This is a genomic window from Pseudomonadota bacterium (assembly GCA_026388275.1).
In the GTDB taxonomy this organism is placed as follows: domain Bacteria; phylum Desulfobacterota; class Syntrophorhabdia; order Syntrophorhabdales; family Syntrophorhabdaceae; genus JAPLKB01.
Genome location: JAPLKB010000038.1, coordinates 43,046 through 60,243, shown reverse-complemented (window position 1 = coordinate 60,243; position 17,198 = coordinate 43,046). Strand labels below are relative to the sequence as shown.

At 42.5% G+C, this 17,198-nt stretch carries 15 protein-coding genes and 1 tRNA gene; 2 read left to right on the top strand and 14 right to left on the bottom strand.

The features are described 5' to 3' along the window. From NT010_10475 to NT010_10425, 11 genes are all read right to left on the bottom strand, one after another. Nucleotides 1-1,319, bottom strand: a 1,319-nt coding sequence (locus NT010_10475; protein MCX5806473.1) for an amidophosphoribosyltransferase, incomplete at its 3' end; no start/stop codon positions are given. 318 nt (nucleotides 1,320-1,637) lie between these two features. Then, nucleotides 1,638-1,976 (bottom strand): P-II family nitrogen regulator, encoded by a 339-nt coding sequence (locus NT010_10470; protein ID MCX5806472.1) that lies wholly within the window; start codon nucleotides 1,974-1,976, stop codon nucleotides 1,638-1,640. Nucleotides 1,977-1,989: 13 nt separating this feature from the next. Next, nucleotides 1,990-3,555, bottom strand: a complete 1,566-nt coding sequence (locus NT010_10465) for an ammonium transporter (GenBank protein ID MCX5806471.1) — start codon at nucleotides 3,553-3,555, stop codon at nucleotides 1,990-1,992. A 275-nt stretch (nucleotides 3,556-3,830) separates the two neighbouring features. After that, nucleotides 3,831-4,718 carry a hypothetical protein gene (locus NT010_10460; GenBank protein MCX5806470.1) on the bottom strand — a complete coding sequence of 296 codons (888 nt, stop codon included), beginning with the start codon at nucleotides 4,716-4,718 and terminating at the stop codon, nucleotides 3,831-3,833. Nucleotides 4,719-5,208: 490 nt separating this feature from the next. Then, entirely contained in the window at nucleotides 5,209-5,976 is a 768-nt protein-coding gene (locus tag NT010_10455; GenBank protein ID MCX5806469.1) for a hypothetical protein, read from the bottom strand. Between the two features lie 102 nt (nucleotides 5,977-6,078). Then, nucleotides 6,079-6,149: transfer RNA gene (locus NT010_10450), tRNA-Gln, on the bottom strand. A gap of 145 nt (nucleotides 6,150-6,294) precedes the next feature. Then, entirely contained in the window at nucleotides 6,295-7,839 is a 1,545-nt protein-coding gene (locus tag NT010_10445; GenBank protein MCX5806468.1) for a sigma 54-interacting transcriptional regulator, read from the bottom strand. A 75-nt stretch (nucleotides 7,840-7,914) separates the two neighbouring features. Beyond that, nucleotides 7,915-8,436, bottom strand: coding sequence for a sigma-70 family RNA polymerase sigma factor (locus NT010_10440; protein MCX5806467.1), 522 nt, complete (start codon nucleotides 8,434-8,436; stop codon nucleotides 7,915-7,917). Nucleotides 8,437-8,439: 3 nt separating this feature from the next. Continuing rightward, the gene (locus NT010_10435; GenBank protein ID MCX5806466.1) at nucleotides 8,440-10,146 is read right to left on the bottom strand and encodes an NAD+ synthase; all 1,707 of its coding nucleotides are present in this window, start codon (nucleotides 10,144-10,146) and stop codon (nucleotides 8,440-8,442) included. Between the two features lie 199 nt (nucleotides 10,147-10,345). Continuing rightward, complete coding sequence (locus NT010_10430) at nucleotides 10,346-11,578, bottom strand: GAF domain-containing protein (protein MCX5806465.1); 1,233 nt, start codon at nucleotides 11,576-11,578, stop codon at nucleotides 10,346-10,348. Nucleotides 11,579-11,748: 170 nt separating this feature from the next. Beyond that, nucleotides 11,749-12,147 carry a hypothetical protein gene (locus NT010_10425; protein MCX5806464.1) on the bottom strand — a complete coding sequence of 133 codons (399 nt, stop codon included), beginning with the start codon at nucleotides 12,145-12,147 and terminating at the stop codon, nucleotides 11,749-11,751. Between the two features lie 150 nt (nucleotides 12,148-12,297). Between NT010_10425 and NT010_10420 the strand changes: the two genes are divergently transcribed. Both NT010_10420 and NT010_10415 read left to right on the top strand, forming a co-directional pair. Beyond that, a complete protein-coding gene (locus tag NT010_10420; protein ID MCX5806463.1) occupies nucleotides 12,298-13,395 on the top strand; it encodes a DUF748 domain-containing protein in 1,098 nt (365 codons plus the stop codon). A 3-nt stretch (nucleotides 13,396-13,398) separates the two neighbouring features. Further along, nucleotides 13,399-14,577: an aminotransferase class I/II-fold pyridoxal phosphate-dependent enzyme gene (locus NT010_10415; GenBank protein MCX5806462.1), complete on the top strand. Its 1,179-nt coding sequence runs from the start codon at nucleotides 13,399-13,401 to the stop codon at nucleotides 14,575-14,577. Here NT010_10415 and NT010_10410 read toward each other — a convergent pair. From NT010_10410 to NT010_10400, 3 genes are all read right to left on the bottom strand, one after another. Continuing rightward, entirely contained in the window at nucleotides 14,574-14,924 is a 351-nt protein-coding gene (locus NT010_10410) for a cyclic nucleotide-binding domain-containing protein (GenBank protein MCX5806461.1), read from the bottom strand. The two genes, NT010_10415 and NT010_10410, sit on opposite strands and share 4 nt — an antisense overlap. Beyond that, nucleotides 14,915-15,784, bottom strand: coding sequence for a YihY/virulence factor BrkB family protein (locus NT010_10405; GenBank protein MCX5806460.1), 870 nt, complete (start codon nucleotides 15,782-15,784; stop codon nucleotides 14,915-14,917). Before NT010_10405 ends, NT010_10410 begins: the two co-directional genes overlap by 10 nt. Before the next feature lie 265 nt (nucleotides 15,785-16,049). Further along, a complete protein-coding gene (locus tag NT010_10400; GenBank protein MCX5806459.1) occupies nucleotides 16,050-16,820 on the bottom strand; it encodes an NAD-dependent deacylase in 771 nt (256 codons plus the stop codon). Between the last annotated feature and the right edge of the window lie 378 nt (nucleotides 16,821-17,198).

The window sequence follows — 17,198 nt, the reverse complement described above, 5'->3', positions numbered from 1 at the left end:
AAAGGGTACTTTCCGGTAAAGCACGCGTCACAGAACTGCGTACCCACCAGTTCCCTTAGTTCCTCGGTCTTTAAATACCGGAAAGTGTCCACGCCTATGAGTTTTCTCAGTTGCTCGTCGCTCCGATTGCTTGCCAACAACTCACCGGGCTTGGCCATTGCCATTCCCATAAAACAGGGAAAGCGTGGTGGCGGTGCAGTTAGACGCAAATGAATTTTCGTTGCCCCTGCCTTACGCAATTTAGGGATCAAGACCATGGCCGTTGACCCCCGTACCAGAAGCGAATCAATCAGAAAAACTTCTTTTCCTTTTACCAGTTCCTCGTTGACCTGAAACTTCCTTTCGGCCTGGTCAAACCTGTCTTTTTCTTTGGATATTATGAATATTCTGCCGATTTCGCCCACAGTGCTTATGGCTACTTTAAAGGGGATCCCCGTGACATCATGAAAACCCAAGGCTGCGGGAATGGCAGCCCTGGGAATTGGAACAATAATGTCAGCTTTTTGAGTTTCTGTTTTCGCCAGCCTTGTGCCTATTTTCTCCCTGAATTCGTAACTGCTTGTCGAAAAGACCTGGCTGGCCGGGGAAGCATAATCAAGACATTCAACGATACAGGGGTGAGGATCAGGGGAGGCAAAAGAAATTGTCCTTATATCCTTTCCATCCATTACTACCATTTGACCGGGTTCGACGTCTCCTATCCATTCGAACTGGCTGTGAAAAGCGCATGTTTCAGAGGCTACTGCCCATGTGTAATCACCTTCCTCTCCTCTTCTCGCGATGGAAAGAGGTCTGAACCCGAAGGGGTCCCGGGCGGCAATAAGACTCCCGTTATGGAGGATTATGATGCTGAAAGCTGCCTGTCGGCCCAGAAAGCTCAGTGTCTTCTCCGTTTTTTCAAGAAAGTCCACACCTTCTGTTCGGGCAATAATTTGCAGGATCACCTCAGTGTCTGTCTCCGTCTGGAAGAGACCGCCTAGTTCCTCCATCAACTGCCTGTATTGGGGAATATGACCATTATGGACGAGAGCGATCTTTTCTTTCTTTAAGCTTCCCACTATGGGCTGGCTATTTCTTTCGCTTGCTTCCCCTGAAGTGGAATAACGTACCTCTCCAACTGCCACAGAGCCAGGATGGAATCGAGTCAGCAGGGAAGACTGAAAAATTGATCCCAAGCCTCTCGCTTCCGAGAAAGAACCGTCTCGCTGACCGGAAACAATACCCCAGCTTTCTTGCCCTCTGTGTGAGAGATTCTCAAGACCGGTCCTCACTTCTACAAAAGCATTACCCTTACCAATAAACCCGAAGATTCCGCTCATTATACCTCCCTGAGTCTTATAGCCCCCAGCCATTTGGACCGACAAGGTTAGGCTGGCTATCTAAAGAATATATAATATACTACAAACTAAAACAAGATTGTTGTCATTTGCCGGGAGGTGGTCATACTCGTTTGTTTCCCCTGGCCTTCAATCTCGCTAAACATAAGACCCGGGTAGCCGAACTTTTCTAAAGCAACATAGCGGTTCTCTTTTTTAAGGGAGTTGATAAATGTTTTAATCCTCCGGCTACCAGTGTGCGGAGCAAGGAATCTCGTCATTGAGATGCCATCACCGGCAACCGGAGGTTGTGATGATCCGTCAAATTGCCGCTACACCCTTCTCTCCTGTTCTGATCCTGATGACATCCTCCAAGGATGATACAAAGATCTTCCCATCTCCGGGTTTGTTGTCTTTTGCACAGTCGGTAATGGTATTTACAACCCTGTCGAGCATTTCGTCGGGAATTATCACCTCGATCTTTACTTTTGTAAGGAAGGTCGCGTCATATTCAGCCCCCCGGTAGGTTTCCGTATGACCCCTCTGGCGTCCAAATCCCTTTACTTCCATGACAGTCATACCCTGAATTCCTATTTTCATCAGGCCGTTTTTTACATCCTCAAGCCTGTACGGTTTGATTATTGCTTCTATCTTTTTCATGGTATCCTCCCGTTTATATTTGTGTCTTATGGATGCTGAAATCAGGGTAAGCGGTAACAGCAACTTCTGCCTGATCGAGCCCTTCAACCTCAATATCATTGGCAACCCTCATGGGTACAATTTTATCAAGTATCTTGAAGAAGATATACATCACTGCAAACACAAAAACAAAGTTTGTTACAACTCCCATTGCCTGTGCAGCAAATTGAGATGCATCTCCGTAAAACAAGCCCCTTACGGTTTTCTCAACACCGTTCAATCCGTCACCATAGGTGCCGTCCGCAAAAAGCCCCACAGACAGGAGTCCCCATGCGCCATTGACGCCGTGAACCGATATCGCGCCGACAGGATCGTCAATTTTGAGTACGCGCTCAACAAAAAAGACACTTATGCACAGAATCATGCCGGCAGCAAAGCCGATGATAACAGCAGAAACTGAATTGACAAAAGCACAGGGTGCTGTAATTGCCACGAGGCCCGCCAGAAACCCGTTGGCAATCATTGAAATATCCGGCTTGCCATAGAACTTCCACATGTAGAACATTGCTCCGAATGCGCCTGCGGCAGATGCCAGCATGGTATTCACGGCAACTACACCAATCCTCAAATCACCGCCAGCCAATGAAGAACCGGCATTAAAACCAAACCACCCGAAAGCAAGAATAAAACATCCTGTAAGCGCCATAGGGATGTGGTGACCCGGTATAGCATTGGGTTTGCCGTCTTTTCTGAACTTCCCAAGCCTCGGCCCCAGTATCCATGCACCGACAAGAGCTGCCACACCACCTGTCATATGAACCACCGATGAACCGGCAAAGTCTACTGTCCCATGTCCCAAAGCGAAGTTTTTTCCCAGTTGAGATAACCAGCCGCCTCCCCATACCCAGTTTGCATAGAGCGGGTAAGTAAACATGGAGATGAAAAAGCCATATACCAGGAATGATTTGAAAGTCCACCGTTCAGCCATCGAACCCGTAGGAATCGTAGCTGTGGTGTCCATGAATACCATCTGGAAAAGAAAGAGGGAAAAGATCACCGCATCATATGCAACTCCTGAGAGAAAAAAACCTTTTGTCCCGAAGAGGCCAAAGTCTTTTCCAAAAAGATGAATTACAAATTCCCCATCAAGCCCGGTGGCACCGCCGAGGGTTGCAACACCGCCGACCCCCCCCATCTGGAGGGCAAAACCGCATATCCAGTAACCGAGCATACCTACTGCATAGATCATAAAGTTCATCGCCATCGTATGGCCCGCATTCTTTGCCCTTGTAAAACCTGTTTCAGCGAGGGCAAACCCTGCCTGCATAAACATGACAAGGAAGCCGCAGAAGAGTGTCCATACCATGTTAATGGCAATTCTGTTGTGACCGACCACATCTGCAAGTTTTGCAGCTAATGGCTCATTTGTTGCCATGTTTTTCAGATCATCCGCCGTGGGAGCATTTGCTGAAGCGCCAACTACATCTGCGGCTCCGCCTGTTTTCGCTCCTGACGGGTCAGGCTCTGATGCCGCAAAGACAGTAACGGCCAGGCCAAGAATCATAAAACTCAATAGTAATAACATCAAAAACTTTTTCATTTTAGCCTCCTTATTTCCTTGATTTAGTAAGGATCTCGTGTCTTCATGGACCCCAATATCTTTTGCCATCAATTTGTTGCCCCGCCGGGTCAATGCCCCGAAGCTTGCTTCGAAATGGTTCCATATTCTTGCCTTTGATACCCTGTCCGCTTGCGGCGGGGCGATTCATTTCTGACCGATCAAGCTTTTATTGCTGCATCGCGGGGCCGCGGAGGTGGCCGACCCAACTAGTCAGGGGTCTGAGCCGCCTCTTCAGTGCGCCGGCCACACTGAGATCAGAAACTGTAAGTGAAACCTATGCCATAGATAAAATTGCTTTTCACAGGTCCATTGGGGTTGTATGAATCTTTTATATCCGTAGCATTCGCATACTCTTTCTTTGCATCGCTCGAGAGAGGGAACCAGTATTGAACCATAGGCTGAATCGAGAATGCCTTTGTAACCGGTATAGTGAGGGCTGCCTTTACCATGCCGTCATGCAGCCCTTTATACTTGCTTCCCGTATAGCTTGCTGTTGACTGGTCGTAGGTTTTCCAGTAGTCACTCTCACCGATGAAATAACCGAATGATGCACCCAGATCAAGAGTGGTATCCTTGTAGACAGGGAGTGAGTGTGAAAAGGAAAGGTTAAAATATGTTCCCTTATAGTTAGTAATATCCCGATAGATTGCAAATGTAGGTTTTGTCAGGATATCATAAGTAGCTGATGCAAAGAGCTCCTCTGTTTCATCGGCATATTTTGTGCCATAGTAAATAAAACCACCGGTTAAAGAGAGCTTATTGATGGCATATGTATAACTGAGGGTAAGGTCTGTTTCGTTCCATCCCTTCTTAAACTGCTGGGTTTCAGCATTAAAGGCGGCAGTTTTTGTGCTGCGTTGATTCGTATCCACATTACCCCAGAGGGTTGCCGAAAATCCCTTGTATGATGCAGTAAGGGATGGCTGCATAACGAGACCGCTTTGGCCGATCTCATACCCACGGAATATGTACTGATTGAAGACACCGACTGAACCACTTCCGGTTACCTTTGCCTCTTCCACTTTCTCCTGGGGCTTTGCATCCGGAGGTTTTATTTCCTTTATTTCTTCTGCATAAAGAATACCTGTTACAGCAAACAAAGAAATAACCAAAAATAACAACATACATTTCAAAACTTTCATTTTACACCTCCTGAATTTACGCCCGCATCTAATATGCAGGCCCTCTATGCTTGATTTACTGCTCTGTTCCGTTACCACCCTAAGAATGAAATGAATCACCCCGCAGCAAATTGCAGGACAACCATCTCGAAGCAAGCTCCGAGGTATTAAGCCGCGGGGCAATAAAAAAAAGCGTCTTTATATCCGTCATCGGACTAAAGACGCCTGTGTCTGTGTTTTATTAAAGCAATCTGCGTGCCAAAGGAGTAGATGTCTGTGCAAGATACGGTTATTAACTTAAATAAAATAATAATTACAGCATGTTATAATATACATTATATTTTACGCAATTTTATTACGACATAGTATGAATGATACAAATCAAATATCAGCTTACATAAATGTAGGAATATGGTCTTATAAGGCTACATAAATGTAGGAAATGCAGGGCCGGTAAACGTTATTGGACAGCTTTTACTCTTTCATGCATTTTTATTATCTCAGGCTTGAATCAAATCCTTAAGGTCTCCCAATTTTCAATCTGATCAGTAATTGAGTCTGTAAGAATCTGTACCAGGGCGGTAACTGCCCGCCTTGCATCACCCTCCGGTCTTGTTGTAAATACACCGCTTGGGAGACGATGCCAATTAGGACTGCCTTCCCCATCATGGTTAATTATGACGTATGAATACTTGCATGCGCTTGCAAGTTCAGAGAAGGAGTCTCCGGCTCTACCAAGAGCATCCTTGACGAAACAGGCATCAACTGTTTTTCCGTGGTATCTGGCTCGGACCAGTTGTTTGTGAAGCATGATTTGATATAGATAGCTTTTCAGATCGATATTTGCTGCCTTCAAATCCTCAATTTCCTCACGACTGATTGGAGATAGGAAAACGGTCGCGATCTCCATATGAGAAAGAAACTTACTTTTTAGCAATTGCGCACCGATGGTATGATAAATATCCGCAAAGAAAAGTCCCGAATCATTTTCCTTAATTTTTTGAAGATCGACAGCCTGAGGCAACCCAAGACAGTCGCCGACAAAATAGCGGAGATTATCGCTGAGCTGAAGAATATCTCTTTTTGTTAGAAAGAAATCCGGGTTATTCCAGATTCCCGTTTCTTCGGGTCTCGGTCCTTGCGGTCTGGACTCCTTGCTTTTGATAACAGGAATTTTTGTGTATTTTATATCCGGATGAAATTGATTCATTGCCGCAACAAGGGGGCTTTTTCCTGTACATGAAGGCCCTGACAAAATCACGAATCTCTTATCTGACATAGTACAACCTTTTAATCATTACTGTATTTTTGTTTTATTATCAACCGAAAGAAGTGGAAGTGTCACGTTAATAATAGAGCAGGCATGGCAATATAGAATAAACTGGGGGACAAGGATTCGAACCTCAATTGACAGGTCCAGAGCCTGCAGTCCTGCCGTTAGACGATCCCCCAAAAGTTTTTTTAAGTATTACCATATATTACCAATCTCCATTTTTTTGTTAACCCTTTGCAGCTCCATTGTTACTTTTAAATCAGGCTATACGGGCTGCTGCCCCCTGAATCTCTTTTCTGAGCCGGGTGATTTCAGACGCGTATTCTACTTAAACTGTGTTGGATCTATCCCGTATTTTGCCACCCGTATCCCGATCATTCTCTCAGTGATTCCAAGAACCCGTGCTGCTTTGGCCATATTTCCCCGTGATCGTTTCAGCTCATCAAGAATAATCTCCCGTTCCATATTGACAATAATCTCCCTGAAGGTACCGTTTGTTCCTTCAAGTTCACCAATATCGCTTTTCTGAAGATTCGGCGGAAGATGATAGCTCTGGATAACCCCGTCAGTGCAGAGAATAATTGCCCGTTCTATGCAGTTTTCGAGTTCCCGCACATTCCCCGGCCAGTGATAATTCATAAGCATGTCCGTTGCAGAGGTTGATATGCTTACTATTTTTTTATCATGCTCCTTGCTATACTTTTCAATAAAATAATCGGCAAGAAGCATGATATCTGTCTTGTGTTCCCGAAGGGGCGGGACAACAATTGGAAAAACATTAAGCCGATAGAATAAATCTTCTCTGAATTTTCCTTGCTGCATAAGAGCTTCGAGGTCTCTGTTTGTTGCAGTAATAATCCTTACATCTATTTTAATGGTGGTATCTCCGCCTATTCGCTCATACTCCTTTTCCTGAAGCACCCGCAGCAATTTTGTCTGAAGAGTCAGGGGAATATCCCCTATCTCATCAAGGAAAATAGTTCCTTTGTCAGCCACCTCAAAACGTCCCCTGCGGGATGTTGCAGCACCGGTAAATGCCCCTTTTTCATGTCCGAAAAGTTCGCTTTCAATAAGCGATTCCGGGAGAGCTGCGCAATTTATTTTTATAAATGGTCTATTGGCACGTGCTGAACCGTAATGGATTGCGTGTGCTACCCGTTCCTTGCCAACCCCGCTCTCGCCAAGAATAAGAACTGTCGTGTTTGTCCTGCTTACCTTTTCAATAAGTTGGTAGACATCTTGCATAACTTTAGAGTTGCCGACGATCGCTTTTGGCCTATATCTGTTTTTTAAGGCATCCTGAAGACGCTGGTTCTCCTCCTTTACCTTCTCCAGTTCTTCCTGTGCCAGTTGCCGAAGGCGCACTGCCTGTGAGATGCTCGATGCAATAATGGTTAAGAGTTTAACATCTTCTTCGAAAGAAACTGTCTCTTGAGACTGGCGATCAGCAGAAATTGCGCCTATTACCTCGCTGCCTATTTTTATGGGTACACAGATAAAAGCAATATCGCTTTTGTTAAGGTTTCTTCTCGACCCGGTTTTATCAAGAAACAAAGGTTCATCAGAAACCCTGGGGATAATGACAGGCTGTCCTGAGTTAATCACTTTACCGGTGATTCCCTCGCCCATGCGGTATTTACCCTTTGCTTGTTCTTCGGGCCGGAGGCCATATGCCTCTTCAACGACGATCTCACCCCTATTTCTGTTCAAGATAGTCAGTGTGCCCCTTGGAATTTCCATATGCATTGCCGTCATCTGAAGAATTGGCTTCAGTACAGCTTTAAGATCAAGAGTCTCACTCAGCTTTGTACTTATTTCAAACAGCAAAGAGAGTTCTTTTATCTCGCGCGATGGTTTATTATCAGGCATATAGGATCACACCATATAAGTTCTTTCTGTTATTGCAATTCTGCACATGTTATTTTAACGCTTACCAACTGTCCTTCAATTTCTGAGCCAGTTCCCATGTCCTGTGCATTTTTCCCGTATCCTGTTCCTGATCTTTAGTACCATTACATGGGATATGGAGAATTTAATACCTATTTCGCGCATAGACATGCCTTCCAGCAGATACATAAGAATCTGCCTTTCTCTTTCATTGAGGAATCTGTCTGCTGCGTCTTCGATATCCATATTGCTTTCAAGGTCATCAAATGAAGATTGATCTTTCGAACACAGGATATCTTCGAGTTTTAATCCATCTTCATTTATCGGGCTTTCAAGACTTAAGAAGTCAGCATCCTCACGAACCTTGCGCAGATGGTTTCGCAGATAATAGTAGCAACCCTGCAATATATAACTATCGGTCTTATCATGAAGCACACCCTCGTTGTAGCGTACCCAAAGGTTGGTCAATGCCTCCTGATATAGATCTTCATCATTGAAAAAGGTGAAATGACCGTTCAGCTTCTTTGTGATTCTTTTCAAAGTAGGGTTTATCCTTTGCACCAATTCTTCGAAAGGCATGGTTCACCCCCTGTACTTATTTGTTATGGGCATCCTTCTGTCTTTTCCGAATGCCTTTGGTGTAATCTTAATCCCTATGGGTGACTGACGACGCTTATATTCACTGTTGTCGACCATACGGAATGTCTTATCGATAAATCCGCTTGCTGCTATTGCAGGTGAAATTTCTCCTGCATGTTTATCTTCTTCAATATAAGCCTTCAGGATCTGATCCAGCATCTCATAAGGCGGCAAAGTGTCGCTGTCCTTCTGGTCAGACTTCAGCTCTGCCGTGGGCTCTTTTACTATGACCCGTTCAGGGATAACCATGCCCAGTTTGTTTCTATAGCGTGCTATTTCGTATACCAGTGTCTTGGGCACGTCTTTTATGACTGCAAAACCTCCTGCCATGTCGCCATAGAGAGTTGCATATCCGACGCTCATTTCTGATTTATTGCCTGTTGTCAGGACAAGCCAGCCGAATTTATTTGAGAGGGCCATAAGGATATTGCCGCGTATACGTGCCTGTATATTCTCTTCGGTTACGTTCTCTGTTAACCCCTCAAAAAAGGGTGCAAGGGTAGATAGATATGCATTATAAACGCCTTCTATGGGAATATTATGAAGGGTGATCCCCAGATTAAAAGCCAGATCATTAGCGTCAGATACAGACTCCTCTGACGTATATCTGGATGGCATAAAAACTGCGACTACATTCTGGCTGCCCAGGGCATCTGCAGCAATTACGGCAACTACAGCGGAATCAATTCCTCCGCTCAATCCAAGTGTCACCTTCTGAAAACCGTTTTTCTTAACATAATCACCAATACCCAGCAAGAGAGCCTGATATATCTCTGCAACGGGGTTGAACCGATGGGATCTTCTTGCGGAGATTGCAGGTTTATCGCTTTCATCTATTCCTTTGTCCGGTAATATTATGGTACGTGTATTTATATTTTCCCATTGTTGTCTTTGAACTCCGGATATGCTGCTTTCTATAGACAAGTCTGTCAGGAGAAGGTCTTCTTGAAAGGAAAGCGCACGGGCAATGACTCTGCCGTCTGCATTAACAATCATGCTCTGTCCGTCAAAGACGAGTTCATCCTGTCCGCCCACAAGGTTTGCATAAACAATGGGTATCATGTTTGCCTTTGCCTCTTCCTTTACTATCTTTGTACGTAATGCAGCTTTCCCTGCATGGTAGGGCGAGGCGTTGATATTCAGAATCACTTGTGCCCCCATTGCCTCCTGTATTTGAGTTGGTCCCTTCTTATGCCAGATATCCTCGCATATATTGACACCGAAATGGAGACCATCATGTATGAATGTCAGCACTTCTTCCCCGGAGATAAAGTGCCGTTTTTCGTCGAATACACCATAATTGGGGAGCAGCATCTTGTGATAAACACCTCTGATCTTGCCGTTATAAATAATGGCAGCTGCATTAAAATACTTTTTGCCTTGCCTGTCCACAAAACCGCAAACAACAATAATCTTTACGACTGATTTGGAAAAACGCTGTAATGCCATGAGGTTGTCTTCTATAAATTTCGGTTTGAGCAAAAGGTCTTCCGGCGGATAGCCGGTAATAGCCAGCTCAGGGAAAACAGCTATATTTGCCTTCATGTCTATGGCCATTCCCATATACTCTTTCATCTTTGTGCAATTGCCCTCAAGGTCGCCAACTGTTGTATTAATCTGGGCAACGGCTATACGGTATATTTTATTCATGACCTCTAACTCCTCTTCATTTCTGATACTAATTCCTTTTAAAAAGGATTCTGCGCCAAAAAATATAAAAAAAAGCGTCCAAATCACCGATGGTGTTTTGGACGCCTCTGTCCGGGCTGACTAAATACTCTTTAGCTTTCTTTAGCAAAAAGACATCAATATCTATAATGAATTATCATAAACCCTTAAGCGTTGTTTGTCAAGTCCTCTTCCTTATCTCAGAAGAAAGTATGATTGCCTCAGATATTTCTTTCATCGTTTTTCTTATGTCCATGCTTTTTTTGTGAATCTTCTTATAAGCCTCATCTTCAGAGATATTCAATTCTTTCATAAGAATGCCTTTTGCTTTTTCCACAAGCTTTCTGGTTTCCAGGGCATCTCTGGCAGCAAAAATCTCCTGACTTAGATGGGTGTTTTCTATGGCCACAGCAGCCTGGTTCGCAACTGCCTGGAGGATATCTATCTCCTCTTTATTAAAGGCATGTTCTTTATTGGTATAGCTGTTTATAACACCTACTACTCTCTCTTTAATCATCATTGGTACGGACAGAAGCGAGGCAATCCCTTCTCTCTGGGCTATTTCGGGGTACATAAACCCCGGGTTTTTTGTAACGTTAAGAACGGTAATAGGTTTTTTCTCCAGCACTACCTTTCCACTAATGGATTGGCCCACCTTCAGATTGGGCTTGCTTATATAATCATCACTAAGGCTTTGAGTTGCAGAAATTACAAGCTCCTCCTTCTTTTCGTCCAGAAGCATAATGGAACATATCTTTGAATCCATTACCTTTGCTGTCATAGTAACAATTAATTGTAATATTTCTTTGAGGTAGTAATCGGAAACAATTGTCCGTGATATCTCAGATAAAAGATCCAATTGCTGTGCCTTTTTCACAACTTCATCATAGATAATTGCATTTTCGATAGCGCTTCCCAGATACCTGGAGACTGTAAAAAGGAGGTTTATCTGCGGTTTAGGGTATACATATTTTTCCTTATTGCGCAGGTTCATTACGCCTACAACCTCGTCTTTTGAAAGAATTGGCACAGAAAGAAAGGATTCGTACTTATCTTCCTCAAGAATGGTGAATGCCTTGAATCTCTTGTCCTCATAAGCCTTGCCGGGTAAGGAAACAGGTTTTTTCTGCTGCGCAGCCCACCCGGTTACACCTTCACCCATCCTTAATTTTATCTGACCGAGATTTTTATCTTCCGGATGGCTGGAAGCACTGAGAATAAGTTCGTTGTTTTTTCTGTTATAGAGATAGATAAGGCAAGAATCTGCAGTTGTAAGGTTTATAACCATCTCAACAACCCGCTTTAACAATTCTTTCAGTTCGAGGTTGCTGCTTATGTCCTTTGCCACTTCATGTAAAATCATCAATTCCTGTTCCTTCTGCTTCAAGACTTCATTAACATCTATATTAGCCATCTCTTTCTCCTGAATTATTACAGTTCTATGCCCGCTATATCTGAATTATACATTATATCAGCTAAAAATAAATAATTACCTGTCATTTGCTTATATCGGCAATATGTTTTGTTTAATGGCACTATAGCCGAACAAATGGTTTATTATAATAATTAAAGGGATTAATATATTTAAAATATGCCTGCCATGTACATACCAAGGATTATATTAATAAACATTGCCATGAGCATGATCCAGCCGAAAAATCGATGAATCGGCCTTATCTTTCCTGCTACCATTCTTATCTTCAACTGTATAAACCCGAGGGTGGGCATTATGACAGCAAGCAATGCTATCATGATACCCACATATCCATGCGATTGAGTGAAATAAGGTCGTCCTGAAAGTGAGATATGGAATACAATGATAAAAAAACCAAGCATTGTCAGAAATGCCCCAAAAACACCGAGCGATTCATGCATCTTCAGCCACCAGCGCTTTTTTTTCATAAACCTTGCTGTAAAAAAACCGAAAAAGAGGACAAAGAACCCGGTAATCATTAATGCAACGTGGATGTCGCTTGGCATCATAAACAAACCTCCTCTTGTTATCACTTTTAATTTTCTTATATATTAGGGGATCAATTCAACAAAATACATCAAATAAACTTGTTCCTTGTGGAGAATAAATTGTTGTGGTAATCTTTTTAAAAATATAATAAAGCGTTGTAAGGGTATCTAATGAACACAAAAAAAAGATGGGTTAAAACTGTTTTTATCTTAATAGGTATTTCATTCCTGATTATATGTTCTGCGACTTTTTTACTTGTTAAAAATTCAAACAGGGCTATTAAGCATATTCTTGAATCCAGATTTGGGAATGTTGTTTCTGTTGGCAATATTGATCTGCGGTGGAACCATGTTGATGTATTTAATCTTTGCCTTAAAAACCCCAAAGGCAAAGATATAATAAAAATTGAAAGCATTTCTCTCAATGCCGATTTTATGAATTTTCTTAAGAAGGAATACATCATCTCAAAACTATCTGTTAAAAATCCTTATATACTTATTGAAAGGGAGAAAACCGGGAAAATTATTGGCCCTGCCTTACCATCCCAACCTGCTGCAGAGAAACCGGAAGAACCGTCCCCATCACTTATATTAAAAAAGATTGTTTTAACAGGAGGTTCTCTCGATTATCTTGACAGAAAGGTACCTGAAGGTCAGCCTGTGTTAATAAAAATAAGGGATATTGAGATCGAGACTTTCGATGTTGTGCTGCCGCCGGATGGACGTCTTACGACCTATCGGTTAAGTGCTGTCATACCGGTAACAGGAAGCAAGGGCACTGTAAAAAGCAATGGGACAATAAACCTGAAGACCAAAAAAGACCTGGAATGTAAAGTAGATGGACAACATATTGATATTGTAGAGTTTAAACCATATTTTCAAAAGAAAAATTCAATAGACATTACAAAAGGGTTCCTCGATATTGATATGAATGTAAAAGTAGTATCAAATAAAATTAATGCACCTGGTAAGGCAGTATTGCGAAACCTCGAATTTAAAAGCGGATCATCGATGGGCAATACTGTCTTTGATGTACCTCTTTCTGCTGCAGTTTCATTTTTAAAAAATAACAGAAATGAAATTTCTGCAAATTTTGTTTTAGAAGGGAACCTTGATAATCCTAAGTTCAGCCTTAAAGAGGATTTTATTAATAAGATCATCACTGGAATTACCGGACAAATCGGTGGTTCTGTAAAAGGGGCAGGGGAATTGCTTATTGATGGCTTCAAGAATATTGGGAAAAGTATAAAAAAGGGATTTACAAAATAAATCATGTCAATAAACGGTTTTGGTTCGCAAAAAGCACTCAGCTTCACAGAATCTGTAATAAGGGAAATGACAAGGATTTGTATAGAACACAAGGGCATTAATCTTGCCCAGGGTTTTCCTGATTTTCCGGCACCTTCGGAAATTAAAGAGGAAGCTGTTCGCGCAATCCGGGAAGATTTCAACCAGTATTCAATTACCTGGGGTACACCAACGTTGCGCCGTGCCATAGCAGATAAATTTGCTAAGTACAATGGTGTTAAAACAGACCCTGAGAGGGAAATTACGGTTTGCTGTGGATCAACGGAGGGCATGATTTCATCACTTATGGCTATTATAGATCCGGGAGAGGAAGTAATCATCTTTGAACCTTTTTACGAAAACTACGGTCCTGATTCTGTCCTCTGCGGAGCCATTCCCCGTTTTGTTACCTTACGTGAGCCTGACTGGAGGTTTGATGAGAATGAATTGACTCAGGCATTCAACGACAAGACCAAAGCCATTGTCATAAATACTCCCAACAATCCCACCGGCAAGGTTTTTTCTCGGAAAGAACTGGAGTTTATTGCCGAGCTCTGTCAAAAATGGGGTGTTTTTGCTGTAACCGACGAAATATATGAGCATATTCTCTACGATGGTGCCGAACATATCAGCATTGCATCTCTCCCAGGTATGGAGGACCGGACAATTACTATTAATTCAATTTCAAAAACATACAGCCTAACGGGGTGGCGGGTAGGCTGGGTAATTGCCGCACCGTCTATTACTGCCTCTATACGCAAAGTCCATGATTTCCTGACTGTCGGGGCGCCGCATCCCCTACAGGTTGCCGCTGCACAAGCATTAAAGGCAGATCAGTCATATTATGAACGACTTGCATCAGAGTACAGACAGAAGAGGGATTTTTTCTTTTCAGCTCTGACGAATGCCGGGTTCAATGCATTCAAACCTTGTGGTGCTTATTACATTATGACTGATGTGAGTCACTGGGGGTATGTTGATGATGTTGCATTTGCACTTAAGTTGGTGAAAGAAGCCGGTGTCGCGACAGTACCTGGCAGTGCCTTCTATAGTTATCCCGGTTCGGGTAACACTAAGGTGCGTTTCTGTTTTCCAAAGAAAATGGAGACGCTGGAGGCAGCAGCAGACCGCCTCATTAAGTTCAGAATATGCAATCTTAATTAATGTATTCCTCTTAATTTGCTGAGGATTTCGGTTGTTTCTGCAAGCCTTTTTGCCAGTATATGAATAAGCTTTTTTGCAATTTCAGGATATTTTATAATAATATCATCCATTTCCTTCGGCACATGCATGACATACGATGAGGTTTTGGCTCTCACAGTGCATGTTCTCGGTTCTCTCAAGATGTTGCCAAGTTCACCAAAAATAATATTTTCTTCTGTAATGTTAGCTATTATTTCTTCTTTTTTCAGTATATCCAGTTCTCCTGATTGGAGAATATAAAACCCATCAGGTTCATCTCCTTCTTTTATAATGATCTCACCGGGATGAAAGTGTCTTGTCATTTCCATTTTAACCTCCCTGGGTCATCAGGAAAATTTACCTGATTTTTGTTTTTCTTGTTCGATTTTTTGTTTTTATGCTCAAGCTCTGCTATTACCTGAGCGCCCAATAACAGAATTATTGCCGCAGCTTCTGTTGTAAGAAGGGTTACAACTGCTGTGGCAAAGGAGCCGTAAATTAAATTTACCATGGATAATGCTGAGTAGTACCAGACCAACACATGGCGTACAATCTCCCATAAAATAGTTGCTGTTATTCCTCCCATCAGTGCATAACGGAAAGTAATGCGTGCAACGGGCATAACCAGATATATGGAGGTAAGCATAAGCGCTTCTCCTGCAGTCCCCAGGAGATACAGTACAATTCCGGAAGCGCCTTCAAGCCTCAAACTCCATCCAAAAAAAATTAATTGTTTTTTTTCAATAGAGTCCAGGGCTCCTGCAATAAATGAAATAAGCAATATACCCACACACAATGAAAAAATATATATATAAGGAATAATCACAGAAACAAGAAAACGGCGGCGAGCCCTTGTGCGAAGAGAGAAGATCATCGACATGGCACTTTCAAGCACTGAAAAGGCCATGGAACTGAAAAACAACATGACTAAAAAACCAATAATGCCGATCACTTTCCGGTGTTCGATAAATAACCGAATCTGCTCTTTTAAGATCGCCGCATAGCCCGGTATTACCATCCCTGTAAATTTTGATAAAATTTGAGACAATTGCTCCTCTCCCACAAAATGCGACAGAACAATAAGGGTAAGGATTGACATAGGTATAATTGACAGAAGGGTATAATATGCAAGAGCACCGGATAACAGTAAACCCTGATTACGATTAAAACCACGCAACACTCTTAACATGAATGCAAGAGGCCTTCCTGATACCCAAAGCTCTTTTTGCTTTTCTCTCATCATAGATAAAATTTACACAAATACGAAATTTTTATTTTCAAAGCATTTCCTAAAAAGATATTATATTGCTGAATGTATCCAGAAATCAACATTTCATCCAATAATCCTCAGCCTGCGTTATTGACCTGTCCGGAACAATACCAATTCTTTCTAATGCTTCTCATAGTGAATGAACACCGGAGTAAAAACTCCTTATATACAGAGGACTCTTTTCTTATCCGATTAAGCGTTTCATTCTTTCAACAATTGCAGCCATTGTCGGGCCTGCCGGACCATTTATAATTATGTCGGCCAGGTTGTCACAGGCCGTTTCATCCCGATTTATAATTACAAGTCCGGCTCCTGTATGTTTTGCTGTGACCGGCATATAGGCAGCAGGCTGTACAACAAGAGACGATCCGATGACAATGAAAAGATCACATGTTTCCGACCGTCTGTAAGCCTCCGCTGTTTCCTGCTCAGGCATGGACTGGCCAAAAGAGATGGTTGCAGGTTTGAGAAGGCTCCCACAGACATCACAACCGGGAGTTTTTCCTTCTTTTGCGCGTCTGGCCTGAATATCGTCGCGATCATATCTTTTGTGACAACTCAAGCAGGCAACGTGCATAGCCGTCCCATGCAGCTCCAATACTTTTTCTGTGGAATTGCCTGCTTTAAAGTGAAGTCCATCAATATTCTGCGTGATCAAACAGTCAAGCTTGCCCAGCCTTTCCATTTCTGAGATAGCAAGATGACCTGCATTGGGTAATGCATCTTTCATGGAATTATACATCTCGGTTGCCATATCCCAGTATTTTTCACGCGATGTTTCTTTAGAAATAAAGTTCTGGAAATAAAAGTCCTCAGGGTCGTATCTATCCCATACGCCTCCTGGGCTCCTGAAATCCGGGATGCCCGATTCTGTACTAAGACCTGCACCCACAAAAACAACAATACGCTTCGAACTTATGATCCATTCAGCTATCTGTTGAATTTTATCTTCCATCCCACCGCTCCTTCACCTGCTTTAAGCAGGCCTAAAGTATGAAACTCCCTGTTTTCGAGGCCAGGGACTTTCAGGAAAACAAGTTTTTGACTTCTCTTCTATAAAGCATAAAACCATGGTTATCCATAAGCAAGGTTCCTGAATATGCCCTGGTTAAGATCAAGGATATTACGACATGAGATAAGGAGTCAAGCTGGTTTTTATACAATGTACCCAAAAAAGATCAATATACTAATTTTATATGACAATTCAGACTTGACTTTTCCTGAAAAAGTGCTAAAATGCTTTTCATGACAGAAAGAGACTATCAGTTCGGTTTATTTTATTTTTATTACTTTAGGAACAGGTCTGCCTTCCTCTGTCAGGGCATATAATGAA

Bases quoted from the DNA above. Each gene is read 5' to 3' on its own strand.
- NT010_10470 (MCX5806472.1), bottom strand. From the start codon at position 1,976: ATGAAAAAGATAGAAGCAATAATCAAACCGTACAGGCTTGAGGATGTA.
- NT010_10465 (MCX5806471.1), bottom strand. From the start codon at position 3,555: ATGAAAAAGTTTTTGATGTTATTACTATTGAGTTTTATGATTCTTGGC.
- NT010_10460 (MCX5806470.1), bottom strand. From the start codon at position 4,718: ATGAAAGTTTTGAAATGTATGTTGTTATTTTTGGTTATTTCTTTGTTT.
- NT010_10455 (MCX5806469.1), bottom strand. From the start codon at position 5,976: ATGTCAGATAAGAGATTCGTGATTTTGTCAGGGCCTTCATGTACAGGA.
- NT010_10445 (MCX5806468.1), bottom strand. From the start codon at position 7,839: ATGCCTGATAATAAACCATCGCGCGAGATAAAAGAACTCTCTTTGCTG.
- NT010_10440 (MCX5806467.1), bottom strand. From the start codon at position 8,436: ATGCCTTTCGAAGAATTGGTGCAAAGGATAAACCCTACTTTGAAAAGA.
- NT010_10435 (MCX5806466.1), bottom strand. From the start codon at position 10,146: ATGAATAAAATATACCGTATAGCCGTTGCCCAGATTAATACAACAGTT.
- NT010_10430 (MCX5806465.1), bottom strand. From the start codon at position 11,578: ATGGCTAATATAGATGTTAATGAAGTCTTGAAGCAGAAGGAACAGGAA.
- NT010_10425 (MCX5806464.1), bottom strand. From the start codon at position 12,147: ATGATGCCAAGCGACATCCACGTTGCATTAATGATTACCGGGTTCTTT.
- NT010_10420 (MCX5806463.1), top strand. From the start codon at position 12,298: ATGAACACAAAAAAAAGATGGGTTAAAACTGTTTTTATCTTAATAGGT.
- NT010_10415 (MCX5806462.1), top strand. From the start codon at position 13,399: ATGTCAATAAACGGTTTTGGTTCGCAAAAAGCACTCAGCTTCACAGAA.
- NT010_10410 (MCX5806461.1), bottom strand. From the start codon at position 14,924: ATGGAAATGACAAGACACTTTCATCCCGGTGAGATCATTATAAAAGAA.
- NT010_10405 (MCX5806460.1), bottom strand. From the start codon at position 15,784: ATGTTAAGAGTGTTGCGTGGTTTTAATCGTAATCAGGGTTTACTGTTA.
- NT010_10400 (MCX5806459.1), bottom strand. From the start codon at position 16,820: ATGGAAGATAAAATTCAACAGATAGCTGAATGGATCATAAGTTCGAAG.